Raw genomic sequence first — 25,088 nt, 5'->3', positions numbered from 1 at the left:
AACCCCAGATAACAAACACCCACCCTAAAAACAATAAATACACCCGTTTTGTGGATTTCCGTAATACACTTAGATTAAATTTAATTATTTTCGGGGAGATATAAAACTTACGCATATCCCGACTTTTTAAGTGGATATGCTTAATTATATTACGTATAAACAAGTTAGTCGGTAATGTTCCGTGAAACAGCTTCAAATTCCATAAAGTAAATACAAAATGAAAAAGCAAACTTTTATGACTGTTATGTTTTCAATCATTATTTTAACAATACAGTCTGTTTATGGACAAACGAAACAACTATCGCAAGAAGTTAGAGAGGATTTCTGTGTAAATGCGTATTTTAACTACAAATATGGAAATGATGCTTTCAAAGCTTGGATGATAACATCTGCTCGAAATATTGGATTAAATTCAATTGTTGACATTGAAATAGCGATAGAGAATATATGCAAAAATAAAAAACTACAAGATGAATTTTTTCAAAACGTACTTCGTGTTGGTGGTGGGAGAGGTTTTGTGTTTCAACAATTTCAAAGCATCGGGATGTCTGCTGTTAATGCAAAAAAACTAACGGATTATCTTATTGATAAAGAAATCAATAACACACAAATCGTAACGCAACAGAACAGAACAAACAATAACGAAGTTAAAGCTAATCAAAGACCTGTAAAGGCTAATGAAATCACTGAATATCCCAACGAAATATATAACCCTCAACCATTAAGTGACAATCCATCACTTGATACAATGAAATGGAATGTACAAGGAATTGAAGAATTGTTTTTTTCTGATGATAGTATAAAATTCCCAATGACTATAACTAAAATTCAAAAAGCATTAAAAGTTGAGCCTGTTATAGAAGAAGATGATTACTTTGGCTATAAATCATTTCATTGGACACTAACAAATGGGGTGGTTTTAACTGCAATGAATGCTCAAGAAACCAATATAGGTTGGTTGACAGGCTGGTTAATAATTGAGGGGAAAAATGGTAAAACTGTTAGCGGACTTCCTTTTGATTTAGTTATCAACCAAAGTACAATAAAAGATGTGGAAAAGCAACTATCAAAAATTAAAACACAAAAGATTGGTAATTATATTGAGTTCAGAAAAGGAGAACAGGATTACAGATTTGAATTTAATGAAGATAAAACTTTAGGTAAAGTCCGCATTTCACATAATTAAGGTTTCAAAAACTTGTTATGGGTATAAAAAAAGTGTTAGAAGATATAAACAAAATACAATTGCAAAATTATTGGAGTGTAAAAGAATTTAGGAACAATCCAAAGTTGGGAAAAGGGCGAGGTATATATTGGATTTGGACAAACTTAACCTTTGGCGAGTTAAAAAAGACAAAAAACAATCCCAACCACAAAGCGGAAGTTCCTATAGAAAAGCTTATTAGAGAACGTGAAGAGCTGAATTACATTTGTAATATAAGGGTTAATGATTTTCGAGTAGTCTATAATGGTATTGGTGGTTATTCAGGAAAAACTGTAAAAGAAAAGAGCTCTTACGACCTTCGAGGACGTATAAATCAAGAATTTTTTTCCAATGACCCAAGAACAGGTACATTAAATCTAAGGAATAGAAATAACTTTAACATTGATAATTGGGCAATTTCATATTTTGATTTCAACAAAAATGAAAATATATTGAAACAGTTACCAGAACCAAAGAACAATAAAAGTTATTATGAGAGTTATGCTAATATGCTAGAAATGAACTGGCGCATTGAATATGGACACCCAATATTAAATAGACATTAATACAATTTTATACAAAACGAAAATAAAACCCGCTCCGCAAAGTCTCCCGACTTTGCGGTTAAACAAAGCAATAAAGCCTATCACTTCATAAAAAGCACATCCCAAGCCCATTCCAAACACCCCCCACATAACCTACATACACTTCACAAAAAATAAATTTTCGCACCAGGACAGAGCGTTAAGAATTAGTCCGGTGGACTAATTTAGTGAATGGGCCAGCCGGCGGGCGAGCAAAAAAACTTAATCAAAATAACAGCTTGTAACCTAAATACATCGATAAAACTTATTTTCACCACAAGATTCACATTTCACAACAAAAATTCTGTTTTTAATGCTCAAAAGTATAGTTTAGAGGAAATAAACACTGAAATTAGTAATCGGAATAGGAATTTAACCTGTCGGAATGCAATTCGAACGTATCGGAATAGAACTTGAACGTGTCGGAACGCAACTTAAGCCTATCGGAACACGATTTGAACGTGCCGGAACAGAACTTTAATCTATCGGAATGCAATTCGATCCTGTCGGAATAGAACTTGAACCAGTCGGAACACGATTCAATCCTCCCGGAACAGGAATTGACCCAACCGAACTTAATTAAAAATGTATAAATATGAGTTTAACATCAAAAAAATCAGAAACCGCCATGCTGGAACAATGGCAAACCGCCCTGACCAACGCACAGGCACAACCGGAAATCAAAACCCAAATCGCCAAATACGGCTATGATGCCGAAAAGCTGTCCGAAGGACAAGCGCTCTACGACCAGGCCATACAAATATGGCAGCACAACAAACAAGAAGACCGCGAAACCCGGGATGCCTATCAGGTTTTCAGTAAACACTACGAAGAATTACAGGACCTTTACGGCGAACACCGCAATAAAGCCAAGGCGAAGTTCCGCGACCAACCCGTCATACTGGCAAAACTTCAGGTAGTAAGCGCAAAACCCACAGCCTACCATAACCTTATCCAACAGATCGAACAGTTTTACGCCACCCTCAACGAAGCCGTCAACCAAGACATCAAAAACCAACTGCTCACCTACAATATGACCGCAGAAGAACTCACCCAAGCACAACAGCTCATCCAGCAAACCAAGTCCGCCCGCGCCGAATACGCCCGTGAAGAAGGAGAAAGCCAGGACGCCACCAAACAAAAAGACACCGCCCTTGGTACCCTCGAAGACTGGATGCGCGATTTCTACTCCATGGCCTCCATCGCCCTACAGTCCCACCCACAACTCCTCGAAGCTGTTGGACTTTTTAGGAGGAGTTGAAAATTATCCCTTTGAAGGGAGGGTCGAGCGTTAAAAAAAGGTACAGTGTACCTTTTTAGCGATGGAGCCAGCCAGTGCGAGGAGGGGGATGTTTTTTTGAATGGGCTCAGATGCCACAATAATTATATAAAACCGTTAGCCCAAACCTACAACTCCCCCACCACTTTCTCTACTGCGGCTATGGTATCATCCAAATCTTCATAAGTCAGTGCATCGTTTAAAAACCAAGTTTCAAAAGCACTTGGTGGGAGATACACCCCTTCGTTCAGCATGCCGTGGAAGAACTTTTTAAAGGTTTCGTTGTTTCCTTTTGCCGAAGTTTTGAAATCATAGACCTCATCGGTAAAGTGTACCGAGATCATAGAGCCCAATCGGTTGATGGTATAGGTAAGGTCTGTTTCGCTCAGCACTCGCTCAAGCCCGTCGTGCAAATAGGAGGTTTTATCTTCCAGACTTTTAAACACTATTTCATTTTGATCCAGATATTTCAGCATGGTGAGTCCGGCAGCCATCGCTAGAGGATTCCCGCTCAGGGTTCCGGCTTGATACACCGGTCCGAGTGGCGCCAAATGGTTCATGATCTCATCACGCGCCGCAAAAGCCCCTACGGGCAATCCGCCGCCAATTACTTTTCCAAAGGTCACGATATCGGCTTTTATATTCAAGAATTCCTGTGCCCCGCCTTTTGCCAAACGGAAACCGGTCATCACCTCATCAAAAATAAGTAGGATGCCATTTTCATCACAAAGTGCTCTCAAGCCTTCCAAAAAACCTTTTTTAGGGATAATACAACCCATATTCCCGGGAACCGGCTCCAAAATAATAGTCGCGATCTCACCTTTATTAGCTTCAATCAGCGCTTTTACACTTTCCAGGTTATTATAGTCAGCCAACAAGGTGTCTTTTGCAGTTCCCTGAGTCACCCCGGGACTATTCGGACTCCCGAAAGTAACGGCTCCGCTTCCCGCTTGTATCAAAAAAGAATCAGAATGCCCGTGGTAACAACCCGAAAATTTGATAATTTTCTCTTTGCCCGTGAATCCACGTGCCAAACGCACGGCACTCATACAGGCCTCAGTCCCACTGTTCACAAAACGGATCTTATCGATATTGGGCACCATGGAAACGGCCAGCTTTGCAATCTCCGTTTCTATTTCCGTAGGTGTCCCGAAAGAGGTCCCTTGTTTTGTTTTTTCCACAACGGCATCCACCACAGGTTGAAATGCATGCCCCAGAATCATCGGTCCCCACGAAGCGATGTAGTCTATCAGTTTATTTCCGTCTTCATCATACAAATACGCTCCCTTTGCTTCTTTTACAAATATGGGCGTTCCTCCCACAGCTTTAAAAGCCCTCACCGGAGAATTTACTCCGCCGGGAATGTATTTGGACGCTTCTGCAAAAAGTGCACTGCTTCGTTTATATTGCATCATCATGTATTACTTTTAGTTAAGGTATAACACCTGTCCTATTTTTATATTGTTGTCTTTTAATCCGTTTCGGCGCTTGATCGATTCTACCGAAACATTGTGTCGTCTGGAAATGGAATAAAGCGTATCTCCTTTTGAAACTACATAAGTATTTTGTCTCGCTTCCCTGACTCGCGATCGCCTATTCCCCAACACCTTGTCATCATATTTATACAGTTGATAGCGTTCGATTAACGTAATCAGCTTTTGGGGATAACGCCTGTCTGTCGCATATCCGGCAGATCGCAGTCCGCGTGCCCATCCTTTGTAATCGTCTTTTCTGAGATCGAACAAAAAGCTATAACGGCCTCGCGTACTTAAAAACTCAGAATGATCATGATAGGAAAGCTCAGGATGTCTGTATTTTCTGAAACACTCCCCGCGACGGTCGTCGTCGTGATAGGCTTTAGCTCCTGTCCATCCACTATGGCATTTTATTCCGAAGTGGTTATTCGCTTTCCGCACCAACTCCCCTTTTCCGGAACCACTTTCCAGAATACCCTGTGCCAAAATGATACTGGCCGGAATTCCGTAGTTTTTCATCTGCCTTTCCGCTATCGGACTGTACACTGCGATGTATTCTTCGACGGTTTCAGTGTAGACTGTTGCTCTGGATGTGGATTCTAAAGTTTCTGTGGATCGTTTTCGGTCGTTCCCTGAAGGTGTTCGTGTGTTTTCTACAGTTTCACTTCGTCGGTCTTTTTTAGTTGAAGCTGCTCTTTTTTTTGCCCCACAACTCACTAAAAACAAGACAAGAAATGCTACAATTATACGCTTTAACATCATTGTATTAATGGTAAATTCTTTTGTTTTAAACGTTGGTTCATCCCCAAAATTCCTTGCAGTCCCCCTGTATGGATGGCCAAAATCCTGGTTTCTTCCTTAAAATAACCGTTTTTTATCATTTCTATTATGCCGAACATCATTTTTCCGGTATAAACAGGGTCTAATGGAATGCCCGTTTCCTTTTTAAAACCGTTGATAAAATCTATCAACTCCTTATTGATCTTGGCATAGCCCCCGAAATGATAATCGGAAACCAGTTCCCAGTTATCTTTGCGCACAAATTTACGTATTTCATCTTGTAAAAAATCCCCTTTCAGGGCGGGAAACCCCAAAACTTGTTGACGGAGTTGTGAACAATTAACAAGTCCGGAGATGGTGCCACCCGTCCCAACACTCGTGCATACATAATCAAAATCGGTATCCTCTTCACCTAGAATTTCTTCACATCCCTTGACCGCCAAGGCGTTTGTTCCTCCTTCGGGAACAAGGTAGAAATCACCCCATTCGGCTTTCAAACTTTTCAAAAATTCCTCGGAATTTTTATTGCGATAGTTACTTCTGGAAACAAATTTGAATTGCATTCCGTGTTTTTTAGCAAAGGACAGGGTTGGATTGTTGTCGATCTCACCTTCCAGTTCTTCCCCACGGATAACACCTATGGTTTGCAATCCGGCCTCAAAACCGGCATAGGCGGTAGCTGCAATGTGATTTGAAAAAGCCCCGCCAAAAGTCAGCATTTTGTCGTGCTCCTGCTTTTGGGCTTCAATCAAATTGTATTTCAGTTTTCGGTATTTATTTCCGGAGATAAAAGGATGGATCAAGTCCTCCCGCTTGATAAAAAGTCGGATTGAAGTATGGGCGATTGCCTTCAGAAAAATCTCTTGATTGTGCAAAGCTTAAAATTCAAGGTTTAATATTCAAAATTTAAGTGATTGCAGGCTGCCTCATTGCATTCTGATTTAAAACATATACTTAAAAGAACTCCATGAGGAACGTTCATTCAGGTAGTCCGGGTTCCATTCGTTTTGATAGGCTTCCCGCTCAAAACTGATATTCCGATAGGCCATATTCAGATTCCAATACCTGAAAATCCCTATCAGCCATTCCATAAAATAAATGAGAAAAAATGGCAGCACCAATAGTTCCATTTGCTGTCTTAAATGGATTTTTTCATGGTTGATCAAAATAGTATCGTCCTTCAGCTCATCATCCCTCAAAATAATTAAGGGCCAGAGCGTTAACCCCACATAGCGTTTGGGCAAAATGTATTTAAAAATCAGAATCATAGCTGTCTTAATCGTTGGGGCGTTGTTTTATTTTACCTTTCTTCAGTAGAAACTAAAATCCGTAACAAAAAATACAAATTCCAGTTTCACCTCAGGGAAATACATGAGTGAAATAATTTCACGTATTTTTGTAAAGATAGCGGGATATTTAACATATAAAAAAATGATGAAGAAAATAATTCCCCCTGAAGAGGGCGATTTTTATCTTTCCCCCGAGGGATATCGCGTCTTTACGGCACAGTACCACCTGAAGAGAGGATACTGCTGTGAAAGCGGATGCAAACACTGTCCCTACGGATTTGACAGAAAACGAAACTAAGCCACAAGACATTCAATACAAATCAAGATATGATCGACACACAAAATATATTTACATCACAACTCCTTGAAGGTATTCCCAACGAACTTCCGAAGGCAAAACCTTATGACAAAACGGTGAATCACGCACCCAAAAGGAAAGATATTCTAACTGATGAGGAGAAAAAATTGGCGCTGCGAAATGCGCTTCGGTATTTTGACAAAAGCTTGCATCAGGAATTGATTCCTGAATTTAAAGAAGAACTCGACACCTACGGACGTATCTATATGTATCGTTATCGTCCGAATTATGAAATGTATGCCAGGCCGATTGATGACTATCCTGCAAGATCGAAACATGCAGCGGCGATCATGCTCATGATCATGAACAATCTGGACCCCAAGGTAGCACAACACCCATATGAATTGATCACTTACGGCGGAAACGGGGCTGTTTTTCAAAACTGGGCACAATACAGGCTTACAATGAAATATTTAGCTGAAATGAGTGACGAACAAACACTGGTGATGTATAGCGGACATCCGCTTGGGCTATTTCCATCCAATAAAAATGCCCCCAGGGTCGTGGTTACCAACGGAATGATGATCCCCAACTATTCCAAACAGGATGATTGGGAAAAGTTCAATGCCCTCGGCGTGACACAATACGGGCAAATGACTGCCGGAAGTTATATGTATATCGGTCCGCAAGGTATCGTACATGGAACGACTATAACCGTTTTGAATGCCTTACGCAAAACTAGTAAAAGTTCCCCCAACCCTTCGGGGAGGGGGCTAGGGGGCGGGGCTCTTTTTGTCACTTCCGGACTGGGTGGAATGAGTGGGGCGCAACCCAAGGCCGGAAATATCGCCGGATGTATTACCGTCTGTGCGGAAGTCAACCCAAAAGCTATCGAAACCCGACATTCACAAGGCTGGGTCGATGAAGTGATATCCGACCTCAGCGAATTGGCACAACGCGTCAGAACTGCACAAAAGAACAAAGAAACCGTATCTATTGCCTATGCCGGAAATGTGGTAGATGTCTGGGAAGCTTTTGACAAAGAGAATATCCATATCGACCTTGGATCCGATCAAACTTCACTACACAATCCGTGGGCAGGCGGGTACTATCCTGCAGGACTTTCTTTTGAAGAAGCCCAACAAATGATGGCGGATAATCCTGAAAAATTTAAGGAAAAGGTTCAGGAAAGTTTACGGCAACATGCTTCAGCCATCAATAAACATACTGAAAAAGGAACGTATTTCTTTGACTATGGAAATGCTTTCCTACTCGAAGCCTCCCGTGCCGGAGCTAAAATCTACAAAGACAAAGATGGTAATTTTATAAGCTCCCCTTCCTCTGGGGAAGGGGTTGGGGGATGGGCTTATCCAAGCTACGTACAAGACATCATGGGCCCTATGTGTTTTGACTACGGCTTTGGCCCTTTCCGTTGGGTTTGTGCCAGTGGAAATCCTGAAGACCTCCAAAAAACCGATGAAATTGCTTGTCAGATACTTGAAAAAATCAAAGAAACAGCCCCTGGTGAAATTCAAAAACAGCTGGAAGACAATATTCAGTGGATCAAAGCAGCACAGCAAAATAAGCTGGTGGTAGGCTCTCAAGCCCGAATCCTCTATGCCGATGCTGAAGGAAGAATGAAGATTGCTGAAGCTTTTAATAAAGCTATTTCCGAAAATGAAATAGGTTTCGTAATTTTAGGTAGAGATCATCACGATGTGAGTGGAACAGATTCCCCATATCGGGAAACTTCCAACATCTATGACGGTTCTCGTTTTACAGCAGATATGGCCATCCATAACGTTATTGGTGATAGTTTTAGAGGCGCCAGCTGGGTAAGCATCCACAACGGTGGTGGTGTTGGATGGGGAGAGGTGATAAACGGTGGATTCGGCATGATTCTTGATGGTACTAAAGAAGCAAGTCAACGTTTACAATCGATGTTGTTTTGGGATGTTAACAACGGTATCGCCAGAAGAAGCTGGGCAAGAAATGAAGAAGCTGTTTTTGCCATTAAACGCGCCATGAAGGCCACACCGGAACTTAAAGTCACTTTGCCAAACGATGTGGACGATAGTTTGCTGAATAATATATAAGGAATAACTCAAAAAATCATACAGATGAAAATTATTAAACAACTTACCGGCATCTTGGTCATCGCATTAATGATGGGTGCATGTACATCAGTGCGAGTGGCTACAGATTACGACAGAAAAGTAGACTTCGGAAAGTACAAGACCTTTGCTTTCTACAAGCCCGGTATCGATAAGGCCGACATTTCCGATTTGGATAAAAAGAGAATCCTGCGTTCCATTCAATATGAATTAACGGCGAGAGGTTATCAACTTTCTGAAAATCCTGATATTTTGGTAAGCATCTTTACTACCGAAGTAGACCGTGTTTCCGTGTACAATAACATGGGATGGGGATGGGGCTGGTACAGATCTCCGTTTTGGGGCGGTTATGGCTATAACAACGTATCCACACAAACCGAAGGTTCGCTATACATTGACCTAATTGATGCCGGAGCCAAAGAATTGGTATGGCAAGGTAAAGGAACCGGACATTTGATCACCAATGGAGACATTACCAAAAAAGAAGAACGTATCCATGAGTTTGTAAAGGAAATTCTTGCTAAGTTCCCTCCTATGGCTACTAGTGTAGCTGTAAGATAGTTGGAAGTCCGAAATCAGGATCTTTCCCTCCCCCCTTTGGGAGAGTCGGAGGGTGATATAAAATTGAATTACCCTCCCCCAATCCCTCCAAAGGAGGAGAGCAACTCGATATGGGTACAACAAATGAGATTTGGTACTTGAAATTTTCAAGAAAAACACCTACTTCTTTATAACTCATTTCGCATAATAGAACCATAGGTTTTTTGTATCTTTATTGATGCAAAAAACCTTTTTTATGCAAAATACATACGAAAGTAATCCACTATTAGATCGTTTGCCCAAACATCTAAAACAGTTTATCAAACCACAAAACTACAACGAATACACTCCGATAAACCAAGCTGTTTGGCGCTATGTGATGCGTAAAAACGTAGCTTATCTCAGTAAGGTAGCACACCATTCTTATGTTGAAGGCTTGAAAAAAACGGGGATTTCCATCAATCATATTCCCGATATGTACGGAATGAACCGAATATTGAAAGACATCGGATGGGCAGCCGTTGCTGTTGATGGCTTTATTCCACCCAATGCGTTTATGGAGTTTCAGGCATACAATGTTTTAGTGATTGCTTCTGATATCCGTCAACTTGAAAATATAGAATACACCCCGGCACCGGACATTATCCACGAAGGTGCAGGACACGCCCCTATTATTGCCAATCCGGAATATGCCGAGTACTTGAGACGCTTTGGGGAAATAGGCTGTAAGTCCATCTCCAGCGCCAAAGATTATGAAATGTATGAAGCCATTCGCCATCTTTCCATCATAAAAGAGGCTGAAGGCACTTCCGAAGAAGAAATTGAAAAAGCCGAAAAAAAGGTAGACGAACTTCAACAAAATATGGGGGAACCCAGTGAAATGGCTCTGATTCGAAACCTGCATTGGTGGACCGTGGAATACGGACTGATAGGCGATATTGAAGACCCGAAGATCTATGGAGCCGGATTGTTGTCTTCCATCGGGGAAAGCAAATGGTGCATGACCGATCAGGTAAAAAAAATACCATACGCTATCGATGCAACTTATCAGGATTTTGACATCACCAAACCACAACCTCAACTGTATGTAACCCCCGATTTTGCACACCTCAGTCTTATCCTTGAAGAATTTGCCAACGGTATGGCCCTGCGGAAAGGAGGGCTCGAAGGCATAGAAAAACTCATTGCTTCCAACGCCTTGGGTACTATTGAATTGAGTACCGGCATACAAGTTTCAGGTGTCTTTTCTGATGTGATTGCCGATGATGGAAAAGTGGTTTATTTTCAAACCAAAGATGCTACAGCGCTTTCATACCGAGGAAAGGAATTGGTAGGCCACGGAATAGAACAACATCCGGACGGATTCGGAAGCCCTGTTGGTAAACTCAAAGGCATCAATCTCGCTATTGAAGATATGAGCCCGCGTGACCTAAAAGCCTACAACATCTACGAAGAACACAAAGTCACATTGGAATTTGAAGGTAACATCACAGTTTCAGGAACCATTATTACCGGTACACGGAATTTAATGGGGAAAATTATCCTTATCAGCATAAAAAACTGTACGGTGACCCACAATGATACCGTTCTCTTCCAACCGGAATGGGGTGTTTACAACCTGGCCGTAGGGAAAGGCGTTGTTTCCGCATACAGTGGCCCTGCGGATGTGAATAGTTATGATATGGTAACGCATACGCCTTCAGAAACAACCATCAAACCGAAGAAAAATCCGCATACCAAAAAACTGGAAGCCCTGTACAAACAAGTCAGGGATTTTAGGGAAGGAAAAAACAGGACCATTTCACGACATAAAGTCTTTGAGCAACTCATGGAATATTATCCAGAGGATTGGTTACTGTCGGTAGAGTTGTATGAACTCGCCAAAAGCAACGGCGATGATGATTTTGCTGATGAAATTACAGCTCATCTGGAAAGCGTAAAGCAGAACAACCCCAAAGCCGGACACCTTATTGACAACGGGATTGACCTTGTAAATGGTGAAATTGTAAAAGCGTGATAATGTGAAACTAAAAAGTTTAACACTCACTACACTTTATGTTTTTAGCACACGTTAGTAATAAAAGATTTCATATTTTTAACCCAACCCAATTCTGAATACGTTGAAAAAATACTTTCTTATCATAGGTTTCTTGATCGCTCTCATATCGTGTAAGAACGATAACAAGAACAGTGATTCAGGTACTTCTACAGCCGACTCTTTAAAGCTGAAAGAGAAAGAGGTGCAAATATCAGATGAAGAACTCATCAAAAATTCACTACGGAGACACAACAACAGACTTTCGGGTAACGATTCTGTTTTTTACAAGGCGAAAATAGTACGGCCTGCCGATTCTGCATTTATTGCCATGGGTTTATACGGAAAGACCAAACGCAATAACAGTCTACAGGAATTCAAAGAAACGGCGGTAATAAAAGACAATAAAACCGTTATTTCGAAAATCAGGGGAACTGTTTTCAGAATCGACAAATTGAGCAACAACCGCTATAAAGTCTATTGCAACGATTCCGAAAACGCCGCTTTCAAAGCCTACAATATCAATTTTAATGTTCAACCGGTTTCTTTTGAAGAATCGGAACAGACGGCAAATTTTTATTTCAATCTGCTCAGCAAAAAGAAGTTTGTTCACAATATTGAAAACCAAAAAAGATTCTTCAATATCAGAAAAGATAAACAGATTATCGGTGATGTCCTATTGGACACGCTTTCCAACGGACAAAGAATATATGCTTCCGACGGCTTGCTGAACATTAAAAACGCTACGGCCCTGAATACTTTTTATTTTGTTTCTGACAGTAGCCTCCTTCATAAACTGATCATCAAAGATACCACACGGGTTTATACTAATATTACCCTTAGTGGTATTGAAGAAAATGCCAAATCAAGAACTGAGCATTATAGCGAATTCATAAACGATTCTCTTTTTAAACAAACCAAAGTAGTAGAAACCCTGTCCAAAGACTCCAAACATGTAGTGGAATATATCACGGACTCTATTATGACAACCTATAGCTACAACAAAGAATTCAAGTTCTCTTTGATTTCTACCGATACACTCACTTCAAAAGAAACCCGCGCCTTGTACAACAAAAGCCTTGTTGACAGTACGTTTAAAGTACACAGCAAGTCATTCGACATCAACGGAATGGATGCTGCATGGCAATATTCAGTTCGATACACCCGAAAAACCAATGCCGATCCGAAGACCATCAACGTTTCCATTTCCAAAAGAGAACTTGTTACAGCTAACGGTCATCGATTTATATTTGAAGCGCCTTTATCCCCCATCAAAAAATCTGTTGAAATATCGTCGCTCTCTCAACAAGATTTTAAACCGGCGGACTTCGACATCAATTTCGATGGACATACAGACCTGAGTTTCCCTGATGGTTATGACCTCAACCGCAATACTACTTTTGTGGTTTATTTATATAATCCGGGTCAAAAGACCTTTGAGAAGAACCCTGATTTTTCAGGTCCGTCTATGGCAGCCCGTATTCTACTTGACAAAGACAGTAAAACGGCTATCTACACCTCACAAATCGGACAAAACGATTATAGTGCCAGTATTTTGCATCTGGGTAATAATGGACAAATATTGTTTAAAGACATCTATTGGAGCTCCCATTCCGGTGAAAAGCCCATCATTCATTACCAAAAGATCCAAAACAAAGCTGTAGTTGAAAAACAAGACGATATCGCCAAGGATGTCAAGTGGAATAACAGGGATTTTAAGAATGAATTCCTGACTTGGGTTAAGGAGAGAATTGGGAAATAAATAGACATCTATCATTAATTTTCCTAAATTTGTTTATTATGGATGTACAAGCAGAAAAGAACAGATTGATTGAATGGATCGCTTCTTTAAATGACATATCAACCATCAATCTATTAAAATATTTGAGAGACTCTACTTCAAAAGATTGGTGGGACGAGCTTTCCAAAGAGGAAAAAGAAGGGATTCAGCAAGGCCTCAAGGATATTGAGGAAGGGAGAGTACGCAGTCACGAAGAGGTAATGTCAGACATAAAAAAGCGTGTCGGACTGTGAAAATAATATGGTCTGAAAATGCCGTAAAGAGTTTTTCCAAAATTCTTGATTTCTTGGAAATTAATTGGGGAGAAAAACAGATACAAGATTTCTACCAATTAACTAGCGACACCTTAGAACAAATCAAAAACAACCCATTTCAATTCAAATCTTCTAACAAAAACGATATTCGAAAGGGATTTATCCATAAAAATGTTAGCCTTTTTTATCGTGTAGATAAAACTTCAGAAACTATAGAACTACTCTTTTTCTTTGATAATCGAAGTAAATCAATAAGATAAACATGCCAACAAAATCAATCCTTCCACTTTAACGTCTCAAAACTCCCTGAGGAATTTATTTCCTGTTGATTATAAACCAACTTCCATCCCAAAGAGTTGGTAAGGATATAAAATTTTGACAGCTCACTTATCAATCTGTTTCCAGCATTTTCTTTCAATCCGGAACGGTCAATTTTACCCCTAACCGATTTCATCACATTACTTTTGATCTTGTTAAAATCATCGGCGTTGAAAGGGTTCAAATAATCACTGGAAATGTCATAATATTTAAGGTCGGGTGCAATTTTTAATTCCGGTTCGGGAATAGTGGTGATGTATAGTGTTTTGTTTTCTTCGTCGATCTCAAACTCAAGCTTGCTCAGGTCGTATGCAATACTCACATCAGCATTGACAACCACCAACGCACGCTTTTCTGTAGTCCATAAATTAGCCAGTATTTTTTCGGATTGTTTATAGTTGTACACTTCTGAGAAATGTCCTTCGGTAACCACTAACTTACCGACATTATTTACCTGCTGACGAATAAGCTGGGTGCTTTCCTCCAAATAGGCATTTCGTTCTTCATAGCGTTTATACCACTGAAAAACCAATAGAAGCAATAGTGTGATGACAACCCCGAAAAGTATTTTTCGCATAACGGTTAGAATTCAATATGAGGATATTGCTTAGAAAGATACGCAATTTTTTGCTGAAGTTTCTCCAAAAAACGCCGGTGTTCTTCACTATCCGGATTGAAAGGTTTGTGCGACAAGCCGTTTTGAACACTCTCAACTTCCTTCATTGTCTTTCCTGCTGAAGGCGACACCCATACTTCACAGAAACGCTCCCAGATATAATCGATCGCAGTGGCGTTGGGATGCAACATATCCTGATTATAGAACCGGTAATCCCGAAGCTCGTCCATCATGATTTCGTAGGAGGGGAAATAATCCCCCTTCAATCCCCCCGAAGGGGGGAAGTAAGCCCCACCCCTAACCCCTCCCCTAAGGGAAGGGGGATTTTTTTGTAACACATTGTGCACAGCCGAAATTAAATGCGCCTTGCTCAAGGTGTTTTCCACAAAACCGTCTTTTATATGCCGAACCGGTGAAACCGTAAAAATAAGTTCAGCCTTCGGGTTAATCTTTTGAAGCAATGCCACACAGCTTTTCAAGGTTTCAGTCACTTCACCTACCGATAAAAGTGCTTTATCAAACTCCTTTTGTGGCACTTTATGGCAATTGGCCACCCATTGATCAGTTCTTTTGTAGCGATAACCCCAAGCGGTACCTAAGGTCAGTACCACATGAGAAGCTTTTTGAAGGGAAAAGGTAGTTTCACGAACAATCGTATTCAAATTCGATAGCAAATTTTCCTTTGAGGCATCACTCAAAGACGAATGCACCTCAAAACTGTGCCAGCGACCATTCAGAAAAAAAATATCTTCTTCTGTGAAAAGCCTTTTATCAGCAAGTCGTTGCAATAGATTTTGAATCGCCAGGGGATGAAAAATAATCCCAAACGGATTGAGCGTTGTTTGAAATTTATAAAACTGAAATTTGTTCCCGATATTTTCAACAAAACAGGAACCCATCAACCACACCCTACTCCCGTAATCTATCTGATTATCTGCCGGGTGTAGTGGTATGTTGGTTTGTAGTTTCATCTCGCAAAGACGCTAAGGCGCAGAGAGCGCTATTTTTTAACCTAAAAACGCTAAAGCATTCTGTTTTTGTTTTCTCGAAAAGACACTGAGGTCTCTATAAATTATTTACAATTCTCGTAATCCCATTTTTGATTAGAGGTTCATTAAAATTGATTAACAAGCCTAATTTTAAATCGGTCAATCTTAGGTATGTAAGCAGTTGTTTTGGGTGAACCGGCGCTATGGTTTCAACAGATTTAAGTTCAAGAATCACTTTATTCTCAATAATCAAATCAGTTCTGAAACCCACGTCCATTTTTAAATCATCCCATACAACAGGTAAAGGTTTTTGTCTTTCAACTTTCAACCCTTTCCCGTTCAACTCATAATACAAAACAGATTCATAAACTGATTCCAAAAGCCCCGGACCTAACTTTACATGTATTTTATAACATAAGTCAACCGCTATTTTTGAAATCTCATTTTCTGTCATTCCAGTTTTTTTTATTTTTCTGCGCCTTAGCGTCTTCCCCTCTCCCCAAAGGGGAAAGGGAATAGTTTGATTTATTGTATATAATCTTTCGCCTTTTTCAAGGCTTCGGTAATCCCTTCCGGATTTCTTCCTCCGGCAGTAGCAAAAAATGGCTGTCCGCCGCCGCCGCCTTGGATCAATTTCCCGAGTTCGCGAACGATCTGTCCGGCATTTAAGTCCTTTTCACTCACCAGTCCTTTGGAAATGTAACACGTCAACATCGCTTTTCCTTTCTGAGTTGTCCCAAACAACAAGTACAAATTATCAAACTCGTTACCCAACTCAAACGCAAGGTCTTTTATCCCACCTTGATCCAAATCGACTTCTGTTGCTAAAAAGCGAACTCCATTAACCTCTTCCAACTGTGCTTTCAGTTCAGTTTTTAGTCCTTTGGCTTTATCTTTCAGCAATTGTTCGATCTGTTTCTTCAATGTTGCATTTTCTTCCTGTAAAGCGGTAATCGCCTTCAACGGATCGGCTGCATTGCCTTTTAGCGCTGCTTTCACTTCTTTATAGGCTGCGGCTTGATCAGCAAAATAGGCTTTGGCCGCATCAAAAGTAATGGCTTCAATTCTTCTAACGCCGGCTGCTACCGCACTCTCTCCGGTTATGACAAAATGCCAAATATCTCCTGTATTTTTTACATGAGTTCCACCACACAGCTCCATACTCTCCCCAAACTTGATGGTACGCACCAAATCACCATATTTTTCTCCGAATAGTGCCATGGCTCCTTGATCGATGGCCTCTTGATATGGAATCGCCCTGTTTTCCTGTAACGGAAGTTGCTCACGAATCCTCGCATTTACAAAATCTTCTATCGCTGTCAATTCTTCCGCAGTGACTTTACTGAAATGTGAAAAGTCAAATCGCAGATAACCACTGTGCACCATGCTTCCTTTTTGTTCCACATGTGTTCCTAAAACACTTCGCAATGCCTGATGTAACAAGTGTGTCGCTGTATGGTTTGCGGCTGTTCTGTTTCGTTGCTTTTCATCCACAACCACCTTGAAAGTATCATTCAAGTTCGCCGGTAAATTTTTGGTGAAGTGAATGATTAAGTTGTTTTCTTTTTTGGTGTCAACAATATAAACCACATCGCCGTTGGGGGACTCCAAATAACCTTTGTCACCTACTTGTCCGCCACCTTCAGCATAAAAAGGCGTGATATTGAAAACCAACTGATACATCTCCCCTTCCTTTTTGCTTTCCACCTTTCGGTATCTTGTAATACGCACCTGGGTTTCCAGACTATCATAGCCCACAAATTCTTCCACAGGATCATTCTCCAGGACTTCCCAATCACCAGTTGCTACTTTTGTAGCTGCCCTGGATCTGTTCTTTTGTTTTTCCAGTTCTTCTTCAAAACCTTTTTCGTCCAGTTCATATCCTTTTTCATGGAGGATCAATGCCGTTAGATCAATAGGAAATCCATAGGTGTCATACAATTCAAAAGCTTTACTTCCGGGAATGGTTTTTCCCTTGTTTGTGCTGATGATATTATCCAACAAGACCAAACCTTGGTCCAATGTTCTCAAGAACGAATGTTCCTCTTCCTTGATGACGTTGACCATAATATTTTTTTCCTTTTGAAGCTCCGGGAAAAATTCGTGTAGCTGTTTGATCAAAGTATCGACCAATTTATAGATAAACGGTTCTTTCTGTCCCAAAAACGTAAATCCGTAGCGGATAGCACGGCGCAAAATACGTCTGATCACATATCCGGCTCCCGTATTGCTTGGTAATTGCCCGTCGGCAATAGCAAACGAAACCGCCCGAACGTGATCGGCAATTACGCGAATGGCAATATCGATCTCTTCCTTTTTGTCGTATTTGGAATTGGTTATCGTTTCAATTTCACGAATAAGAGGTGTAAAAACATCCGTGTCGTAGTTACTTTTCTTGTCCTGCAACACCATACAAAGGCGCTCAAAGCCCATTCCGGTGTCTATATGTTTTTCGGGCAAACGTTCCAGAGAGCCATCAGCTTTTCTGTTGAAATCGATAAACACCAAATTCCATATTTCCACGACTTGCGGATGGTCTTGGTTGACCAATTCGGCTCCGGAAACCTTTTCCTTTTCTTCTTCGGAACGGATATCAACATGTATCTCGGATGCCGGTCCACAGGGACCTTGATCCCCCATCTCCCAGAAATTATCTTTTTTATTTCCGAGCAGGATACGGTCTTCCGGCACAATTTCCTTCCAAAAATCGTAGGCTTCCTGATCCATCGGGAGTCCTTCACCTTCAGCACCTTCAAAAACTGTTACGTAGAGAATTTCCTTATCGATCTTATAAACTTCAGTAAGCAATTCCCACGCCCAGGTGATAGCTTCCTTTTTAAAATAATCACCAAAACTCCAGTTCCCCAACATTTCAAACATGGTATGGTGGTAGGTATCTCTCCCTACCTCCTCGAGGTCGTTGTGCTTTCCGCTTACACGCAGGCATTTTTGGGTATCGGTAACGCGTTTGTTTTTCGGCTTTTTATTGCCAAGGAAATACTCTTTGAATTGGTTCATCCCGGCATTGGTAAACATTAGTGTAGGATCATCTTTGATTACCATAGGCGCAGAGGGCACGATTTCGTGTCCTTTTTCCTTAAAGAATTGCAAAAACTGCTTTCTTATCTCTCTCGATTTCATCATAAAATCTTAACTTTTTCTAAAAATTGCACTAACTGAAAAACAATTTATATATTTGTTCGTTACACAAAAACACCCGAACGACCATATAATGTCGCAAAAATAGAACTTTTAAACGAATGGCGAAGGTAAAATATTATTACGACTCTGATACATTGTCCTACAGACGTATTGAACCCAAAAAGGGTAAAAAAGCTGTTAACATTAGTTTTTTTCTATTGGCTGCCTTCCTTTTTGGCAGTATTTGCTTGCTTATTCTTTTAAACACTAATCTTGTGAACACCCCAAAAGAACTTTCACAAGCCCGGGAGTTAAAGAATTATGAATTCCAATTTGAGTTACTCAACAAGAAAATGTCTCAGATGGAAGACGTACTGGCCAATATTGAAGACAGAGATAACAACATATACCGATTGTATTTTGAAGCCAGTCCTATTCCGGAAGAACAAAGAATGGCTGGTTTTGGTGGTATCAACCGATACAAAAACATGGAAGGCTTCAACAATTCCGATTTAATCATCAATACGACTAAAAAACTGGAACAGATTCAGAAAAGGTTAGTCGTTCAGTCCAAATCACTGGATGAAATTACTGAACTTGCCAAAGAAAAAGAGAAATTCCTATCTGCTATTCCAGCCATTCAGCCTGTGAGCAATGAGGATTTGACCCGAATGGCATCAGGATACGGATGGCGATCAGACCCGTTTACTAAAGCACGTAAAATGCATTGGGGTATGGATTTTACCTCACCCAAAGGCACTCCCATTTATGCCACCGGTGATGGTGTTGTTAAGCGTGCCGACAACGGAGCAACCGGATATGGAGAACATATCAGGATAGATCATGGATTTGGTTATATGAGCCTATATGCCCATTTAAGCAAATACAAAGTACGAAGAGGACAAAAAGTAAAGCGTGGTGACCTTATTGGTTTTGTAGGAAGCACAGGAAGGTCTCAAGCACCTCATTTACACTATGAGGTATGGAAAGACGGTCAAAAGATCAACCCTATCAATTTTTACTACGGAAGTTTATCTTCTGAAGAATATGAAGCATTGTTACACGTAGCATCACAGGAAAACCAATCACTGGATTAATAATGCATATCGACCTCCCGGAAAAATTGTATTACAGCATTGGCGAAGTTGCCAAGGCTTTTGATGTGAACACTTCCCTAATCCGTTTTTGGGATAAAGAGTTTGACATCTTAAAGCCAAAGAAAAATGCCAAAGGCAACCGGAAATTTACAAAAGAAGACATCAAAAACCTGAATCTTATCTACCATTTGGTCAAAGAGCGTGGATTCACATTGGACGGTGCTAAACTTCACTTAAAAGAACAAAAGCAAAAAACCCTTTCAAATTTTGAGATAATTCGTAAATTGGAAGGAGTGAAAGCTGAGCTCACAAAGATCAAAGATCAACTATAGTATTTAGTATCAAAATCTTTGACATGTGACCTTCATTCACAGTCATTTCACTAATTTTATACAACTTAAAACACACAGCAAAATGAAAAAGTGGATTATCGCATTAATCGTATTGGTCGTTATCGGTTTCGGGTTTTACCGATGGGCAGTTGGATTCAATAACACGGCCATTAATTTAAACGAAAGTGTCTCTGAATCCTGGGGTAATGTACAAACTGCTTACCAACGCAGAAACGACCTTATCGGAAATCTTGTAAATACTGTAAAAGGTGCTGCCGACTTCGAGAGAAGTACTTTAACCGAGGTTATTGAAGCCCGTGCAAAAGCAACACAAACAACCATCGACCCTACCAACGTCACCCCGGAACAATTACAACAGTTTAACGAGGTTCAAGGCGGGTTAAGTAGTGCTTTGTCCCGATTGTTGGTTACAGTAGAGCGTTATCCCGAGCTGAAAGCCAATCAGAATTTTCTCAAGCTACAAGACGAACTGACCAGTACGGAAAACACCATACAAACAGCCAGGACTCGTTTTAATGAAGCGATAAGACCCTATAACAATCATGTAAAAACATTCCCAAACGTTATACTGGCCGGTTGGTTCGAGTTTGAAGGCAAACCTTATTTCGATGCTGAAGCGGGAGCTGAAGAACCTGTAGACGTTGAGTTTGATTTTTAAGAAAAAGAACATAGAGAAGAGCATAAAGACATTTCCAATGTTATGCTCTTTATGCTGTAACCTTATAAATCCATCAGTGTGAAAGCATCAAAAGTAGAACAATTTCTTTCCGCTAAAGAGGAAGAAGAAATCATAGAGGCCATTAGGAAAGCTGAAAAGGAAACTTCAGGGGAAATCCGAGTTCATATTGAAGCTTCAAGTAAAAAAGACCCGCTTGATCGTGCTTTCGAGGTTTTTCACCTGCTGAAAATGGACAATACCAAAGACGAGAACGGGGTATTGATCTATGTGGCTACCAACGATAGGACTTTTGCCATTTATGGTGACAAAGGAATCGATAAGGTAGTGCCCAACGGTTTTTGGAACAGCACCAAAGACATCATTCAAAAACATTTTCAGAACAAACATTTTAAGGACGGACTTGTCGAAGGTATTTTAATGGCCGGAAAAGAACTAAAAGAACACTTTCCATGGCAACACAACGATATCAACGAACTCCCTGATGAAATTTCTAAAAGCTAACATGTTGAAAAAAAACTTGGTCTTATTATTATTCCTCGGATGTGTTTTTTCACAAACGCTCTTTGCCCAGTTTGACATCCCTGCTGTTCCGAGTGAGCAAACCAGTGTCTATGATTATGCGAAGATCTTATCCGCTTCGGAAATGTCAGCTTTGGAGAGAAAGCTCATCAATTATTCCGATACCACCAGTACGCAAATTGTTGTAGCAATTGTTCCGACCATCAAAGGGGAAAACATCGGACTTTTAGCCCCGAGATGGGCACACGATTGGAAAATTGGGCAAGCCAAAGAAGATAACGGGGTTTTTATATTGCTCGCAGAACAAGAACGCAAAATATGGATCGCTCCCGGATACGGAGTTGAACAAAAACTGACGGCAGGCATTAATGGGGAGATCATCCGGAATATTATCATCCCGGAGTTTAAAAAAGGAGATTATTACAGCGGACTCGACAAAGGGACTACGGCTATTATCCAACTGCTTAACGGCACATACAAAGGCACCCGAAAATCATCAGGAACCTCACAAGGTATTGGCGGTAATATGATCTTTTTCATTATCCTCTTTTTTATTATTCTCATTATCCTTTCCAGAAGCCGAAACAATCGTGGTGGCGGCTCAGGAGGCCGTAGAAATAGAGGCATCGATATATGGGACATGATCATTTTAAGCAATCTCGGTCGTGGCAGCGTTGGCGGTGGTGGTGGTTTTGGAGGATCATCCGGTGGTGGCTTTGGTGGCGGTTTCGGAGGTGGCTTTGGCGGTGGAGGCTTTAGTGGTGGTGGTGCCGGAGGAAGCTGGTAAGAACCTTACCATGTTTTTAAATTCAATTTCTATTAAAAAACAAAATCCTGTCAGGTAGGAACCCAACAGGATTTAAAATAATTTTTTTCTTTAACAAAACTACAATCACCTAAAACGAGACCCTCCTCTTCCGGGAGCGCCAGAACCTCCAAATTGATCGAACTTAAAAGTGAGGCTTGCCATAAAATACCGTTGTAAAACCGTGCCTTGATAATCCTGTATAAAATCCTGACCGGTAGTCCTTCGGGTGTTGATGTTTTGATCGAGTAGATCGTATGCTATTACCTTAAAATTGAGTTTTTTCTTGAGGAATTCCACCCCTAAGCTCATGTTCCAGAAGATCGCATCCTTATCAAAACTTTCTCCCACATTTCCGTTGTAATTATACACAATATCATTTCCCCAAATGAGGTTGTTTGGCCAATAGGTTGTTGTCCTTAATGCCCCTCTGTGTGTTACATAGTTGATGTTATCAAAAGCATCTAAATTGTATTTTGTGTTGTTAAATGTTATACTATATTCGGGTTCAATTTCGAGCAGTTCCCTGTAATTAAAAGTTATACTTGCTCTTGGCGTTATTGTATAGGTTTTAGCTTCAAGTTTTAAACCATTATTAAAACTCACTTGGTTTCGATACTCAAAACGAGGAGACAGAGACGCTTTTAAGGTGTATGTACTGTCCTTTTTAACTTGTTTGGAATAACTCATCCCCAGATAGGCATTGTGATTACCATTAACATTGGTGTATTCTGTAGTCCTTAAGAAATCTTCATCGGTTGTGGTCACACTTACCACTTTATCTTTCTCTTCATAAAAGCCAGTGTATAAGAAAAAGCCTGTTCGTTCCTTCCAATTATAGTCATTATAATTCAAATTGATCCGCTGGTTTACTGTTGGTGCCAAATCTGGATTTCCGATTACTACATTCAAAGGATTACTAACATCCGGGATAGGTTGTAATTGCCTCACTGAAGGGATATTTAGGCTCGCCCAATAATTAACACCAAGGCGTTTGTTCTTTCCTAGTTTATAACTAACCCTACCATTAAACAACAAATTTTCATAATTGTTTGAAAACGCACTGCTCTGTAGAAAGTCTTCGTTATCCAAGTCTGTTAGTATATAACGAGCCCCTAACCTGAAATTAAACTTCTCTCCGTCTTTTCTCAGCGAGACAGAAGGTGTGTGCTGTTTGTTTTCAAAAACAAAATCAGAACTCAATATAGAATTGAATCCAGTGTAATCGCCTGTTTCAGCCTCAAAATCGTAAACCGATTTTACATTTTGGGTTTTACTATCGCTGAATTCATATTCCAATTCGACCTTCATCTGCTTGGTTATTGGATGCGTGTAAGAAGCCCCTAATTCATAGGAGTCGGTTTTATTATCCGATTCTGTTAACTGATCTAATATTTCCTCGCTTGCATTGTCCCCATATACATTTCTGATGGAGTTGAAATTGGATACACTTTCGTTGACACTATTATTGTTTGAAAACTCAAATCGAATCATTCTTCCCAATGTATCCAGTTTTTTCATTATATCCATTTCGTTTCGGAAATTACGCTGCATCCCGTCTGAAAAGGTGGTTGTCTCATTACTGTTTATTAGCTCTCCAAACTCATCTGTGGTCACTGTACTCCCCACATCCATGGAGTTGGTCCTGTTTACAGTCAGTTCTGGTTCGATGGAGATGCGAAGGGTTTCATCAACATCAAATTCCAAGTTTGCCGCACCCCGGTTAGAGCTGGTCGATCCTTCAAAACTACTTTCACTATCGGTAAAAAAGTGATTGTCGGGCAATAAATTTTCCCTTGAATTTTTCTCATTGTTATAAGAATCACTATAAGAGAAGAAGTAATTGGCGCCTATTTCGTAAGCATCTTTTTTAGCATTGGCATAGCTCACCCCCAGGTTTGAAGAGGTAACAATCCCCTGACCGAAACCAAAAGACAATCCGCCAACAGAAAAACCTCCGCCGGAACTGAATGAAAATCCCCTACGTCCGGTATTTCCTACCATATCATAGATCTCATCAAAAGAGAAACCTGCATTATTGATATTATTCCTTCCTGCCATGACGCTTATACGTTCGGTATCATTAAAATAATTCAGTAATCCACTGAGCTGATAACGGTCATCGGTTCCGTAGCCGGCCGTAAGCCGTCCCATATAGCCTTTATTTTTATCCTCTTTGATGGTCAGGTTGATGGTTTTGGTTTCGCCATCGCCGGCTTCACCGGAAAATTCCTGTTCTTTGGTCTTTGTATCTGTTATCTGTATTTTATTGATAATCTCTTTTGGAAGGGTTTTCGTAGCCACTTTGGGGTCATCGCTAAAAAACACTTGTCCGTTTACCAAAACTTTATTGACCTCTTTTCCGTTTACGGTAATCTTCCCGTCGCTATCGATTTCAACCCCCGGTAATTTTTTCAGCACATCTTCAACATTGGCATCCGGACGGGTTTTAAACGAATCGGAATTAAACTCTAAGGTATCTTTTTTAACCGTAATCGGAACACGTTCGGCCACTACACTTACCCCTTCCAGTTCTTCCGCTTGTATGCCCAGTGCCACATTACCCAGTTGTATAACGCTTTGATCTAAAGTGATCTCTTTTTGTACAGGCTGATACCCGTTGTAGGACACAAAAAGGTTGAGTTTTTTTAGATTGGTTTTGAATTCCAGATCAAATGCTCCGCTTTTGTCTGAGATTGTATAGGACACCATGGTGCTGTCCTGAATGGTTTCAACATAAACAGTCGATGCTTCCATAGGTTCACCGGTATCGGCATCGGTGACTTTTCCTATAATTTGATAGTCCTGAGCGCTAATTGCTTGTTGAATAATGAGGGAAAAAAACAGTAGAGGTAGTAAGTGCTTCATCAATTTATGAGTTTCCTCGAAAATATGATAAAACATTCTAACAGATAATA

The 25,088-nt window shown here is 40.4% G+C and carries 24 protein-coding genes; 15 read left to right on the top strand and 9 right to left on the bottom strand.

Annotated features, from left to right (window positions below):
• Positions 1 to 217: 217 nt before the first annotated feature.
• The 3 genes from OOZ15_RS05695 (at position 218) to OOZ15_RS05685 (ending at position 3,049) form a co-directional block, all read left to right on the top strand.
• Positions 218 to 1,186: a hypothetical protein gene (locus OOZ15_RS05695; RefSeq protein ID WP_265954982.1), complete on the top strand. Its 969-nt coding sequence runs from the start codon at positions 218 to 220 to the stop codon at positions 1,184 to 1,186.
• 17 nt (positions 1,187 to 1,203) lie between these two features.
• Complete coding sequence (locus tag OOZ15_RS05690; RefSeq protein WP_265954981.1) at positions 1,204 to 1,770, top strand: hypothetical protein; 567 nt, start codon at positions 1,204 to 1,206, stop codon at positions 1,768 to 1,770.
• Positions 1,771 to 2,383: 613 nt separating this feature from the next.
• Complete coding sequence (locus OOZ15_RS05685) at positions 2,384 to 3,049, top strand: PQLLE family protein (RefSeq protein WP_265954980.1); 666 nt, start codon at positions 2,384 to 2,386, stop codon at positions 3,047 to 3,049.
• Positions 3,050 to 3,195: 146 nt separating this feature from the next.
• Here OOZ15_RS05685 and hemL read toward each other — a convergent pair whose 3' ends face one another.
• The 4 genes from hemL to OOZ15_RS05665 form a co-directional block, all read right to left on the bottom strand.
• The gene (gene hemL, locus OOZ15_RS05680) at positions 3,196 to 4,479 is read right to left on the bottom strand and encodes a glutamate-1-semialdehyde 2,1-aminomutase (RefSeq protein ID WP_265955229.1); all 1,284 of its coding nucleotides are present in this window, start codon (positions 4,477 to 4,479) and stop codon (positions 3,196 to 3,198) included.
• Between the two features lie 15 nt (positions 4,480 to 4,494).
• The gene (locus OOZ15_RS05675; protein ID WP_416337311.1) at positions 4,495 to 5,301 is read right to left on the bottom strand and encodes a glucosaminidase domain-containing protein; all 807 of its coding nucleotides are present in this window, start codon (positions 5,299 to 5,301) and stop codon (positions 4,495 to 4,497) included.
• Positions 5,301 to 6,197 carry a 1-aminocyclopropane-1-carboxylate deaminase/D-cysteine desulfhydrase gene (locus OOZ15_RS05670; protein WP_265954978.1) on the bottom strand — a complete coding sequence of 299 codons (897 nt, stop codon included), beginning with the start codon at positions 6,195 to 6,197 and terminating at the stop codon, positions 5,301 to 5,303. The genes OOZ15_RS05675 and OOZ15_RS05670 overlap by 1 nt, the downstream gene beginning before the upstream one ends.
• A gap of 66 nt (positions 6,198 to 6,263) precedes the next feature.
• Entirely contained in the window at positions 6,264 to 6,590 is a 327-nt protein-coding gene (locus tag OOZ15_RS05665; protein WP_265954977.1) for a hypothetical protein, read from the bottom strand.
• A gap of 166 nt (positions 6,591 to 6,756) precedes the next feature.
• Here OOZ15_RS05665 and OOZ15_RS05660 point away from each other — a divergent pair, with 166 nt between their 5' ends.
• The 7 genes from OOZ15_RS05660 (at position 6,757) to OOZ15_RS05630 (ending at position 13,913) form a co-directional block, all read left to right on the top strand.
• Complete coding sequence (locus OOZ15_RS05660; RefSeq protein WP_265955227.1) at positions 6,757 to 6,909, top strand: C1orf53 family protein; 153 nt, start codon at positions 6,757 to 6,759, stop codon at positions 6,907 to 6,909.
• A gap of 29 nt (positions 6,910 to 6,938) precedes the next feature.
• Positions 6,939 to 9,005, top strand: coding sequence for a urocanate hydratase (gene hutU, locus OOZ15_RS05655; protein WP_265954976.1), 2,067 nt, complete (start codon positions 6,939 to 6,941; stop codon positions 9,003 to 9,005).
• 24 nt (positions 9,006 to 9,029) lie between these two features.
• Positions 9,030 to 9,584: a DUF4136 domain-containing protein gene (locus tag OOZ15_RS05650; protein ID WP_265954975.1), complete on the top strand. Its 555-nt coding sequence runs from the start codon at positions 9,030 to 9,032 to the stop codon at positions 9,582 to 9,584.
• A 235-nt stretch (positions 9,585 to 9,819) separates the two neighbouring features.
• Entirely contained in the window at positions 9,820 to 11,580 is a 1,761-nt protein-coding gene (locus tag OOZ15_RS05645; RefSeq protein WP_265954974.1) for an aromatic amino acid hydroxylase, read from the top strand.
• 103 nt (positions 11,581 to 11,683) lie between these two features.
• Positions 11,684 to 13,360 carry an XAC2610-related protein gene (locus OOZ15_RS05640; RefSeq protein ID WP_265954973.1) on the top strand — a complete coding sequence of 559 codons (1,677 nt, stop codon included), beginning with the start codon at positions 11,684 to 11,686 and terminating at the stop codon, positions 13,358 to 13,360.
• Between the two features lie 38 nt (positions 13,361 to 13,398).
• On the top strand, positions 13,399 to 13,632 hold the full coding sequence (locus tag OOZ15_RS05635; RefSeq protein ID WP_265954972.1) for a hypothetical protein: 234 nt from the start codon (positions 13,399 to 13,401) through the stop codon (positions 13,630 to 13,632).
• A complete protein-coding gene (locus OOZ15_RS05630) occupies positions 13,629 to 13,913 on the top strand; it encodes a type II toxin-antitoxin system RelE/ParE family toxin (protein ID WP_265954971.1) in 285 nt (94 codons plus the stop codon). Before OOZ15_RS05635 ends, OOZ15_RS05630 begins: the two co-directional genes overlap by 4 nt.
• 14 nt (positions 13,914 to 13,927) lie before the next feature.
• Here the strand turns inward: OOZ15_RS05630 and OOZ15_RS05625 are convergent, their stop codons facing one another.
• The 4 genes from OOZ15_RS05625 to alaS form a co-directional block, all read right to left on the bottom strand.
• The gene (locus OOZ15_RS05625) at positions 13,928 to 14,548 is read right to left on the bottom strand and encodes a DUF4230 domain-containing protein (RefSeq protein ID WP_265954970.1); all 621 of its coding nucleotides are present in this window, start codon (positions 14,546 to 14,548) and stop codon (positions 13,928 to 13,930) included.
• A 5-nt stretch (positions 14,549 to 14,553) separates the two neighbouring features.
• Positions 14,554 to 15,558, bottom strand: a complete 1,005-nt coding sequence (locus tag OOZ15_RS05620) for a GSCFA domain-containing protein (protein WP_265954969.1) — start codon at positions 15,556 to 15,558, stop codon at positions 14,554 to 14,556.
• Between the two features lie 94 nt (positions 15,559 to 15,652).
• Complete coding sequence (locus OOZ15_RS05615) at positions 15,653 to 16,030, bottom strand: GxxExxY protein (RefSeq protein WP_265954968.1); 378 nt, start codon at positions 16,028 to 16,030, stop codon at positions 15,653 to 15,655.
• 71 nt (positions 16,031 to 16,101) lie between these two features.
• Positions 16,102 to 18,717, bottom strand: a complete 2,616-nt coding sequence (alaS, locus tag OOZ15_RS05610) for an alanine--tRNA ligase (protein WP_265955226.1) — start codon at positions 18,715 to 18,717, stop codon at positions 16,102 to 16,104.
• 119 nt (positions 18,718 to 18,836) lie between these two features.
• On the opposite strand from alaS, the gene OOZ15_RS05605 reads away from it, so the two are divergent.
• From OOZ15_RS05605 to OOZ15_RS05585, 5 genes are all read left to right on the top strand, one after another.
• Positions 18,837 to 19,814: a M23 family metallopeptidase gene (locus OOZ15_RS05605; protein ID WP_265954967.1), complete on the top strand. Its 978-nt coding sequence runs from the start codon at positions 18,837 to 18,839 to the stop codon at positions 19,812 to 19,814.
• 2 nt (positions 19,815 to 19,816) lie between these two features.
• The gene (locus OOZ15_RS05600; RefSeq protein ID WP_265954966.1) at positions 19,817 to 20,146 is read left to right on the top strand and encodes a MerR family transcriptional regulator; all 330 of its coding nucleotides are present in this window, start codon (positions 19,817 to 19,819) and stop codon (positions 20,144 to 20,146) included.
• A gap of 82 nt (positions 20,147 to 20,228) precedes the next feature.
• Positions 20,229 to 20,825, top strand: coding sequence for a LemA family protein (locus OOZ15_RS05595; protein ID WP_265954965.1), 597 nt, complete (start codon positions 20,229 to 20,231; stop codon positions 20,823 to 20,825).
• 78 nt (positions 20,826 to 20,903) lie between these two features.
• A complete protein-coding gene (locus OOZ15_RS05590; protein ID WP_265954964.1) occupies positions 20,904 to 21,347 on the top strand; it encodes a TPM domain-containing protein in 444 nt (147 codons plus the stop codon).
• Between the two features lies 1 nt (position 21,348).
• Positions 21,349 to 22,152 (top strand): TPM domain-containing protein, encoded by an 804-nt coding sequence (locus OOZ15_RS05585; RefSeq protein WP_265954963.1) that lies wholly within the window; start codon positions 21,349 to 21,351, stop codon positions 22,150 to 22,152.
• A gap of 105 nt (positions 22,153 to 22,257) precedes the next feature.
• Here the strand turns inward: OOZ15_RS05585 and OOZ15_RS05580 are convergent, their stop codons facing one another.
• A complete protein-coding gene (locus tag OOZ15_RS05580; protein WP_265954962.1) occupies positions 22,258 to 25,038 on the bottom strand; it encodes an outer membrane beta-barrel protein in 2,781 nt (926 codons plus the stop codon).
• Positions 25,039 to 25,088: the final 50 nt, after the last annotated feature.

Source organism: Galbibacter kalidii, assembly GCF_026241135.1.
In the GTDB taxonomy this organism is placed as follows: domain Bacteria; phylum Bacteroidota; class Bacteroidia; order Flavobacteriales; family Flavobacteriaceae; genus Galbibacter.
This window is presented reverse-complemented; position numbering and strand designations above follow the sequence as displayed.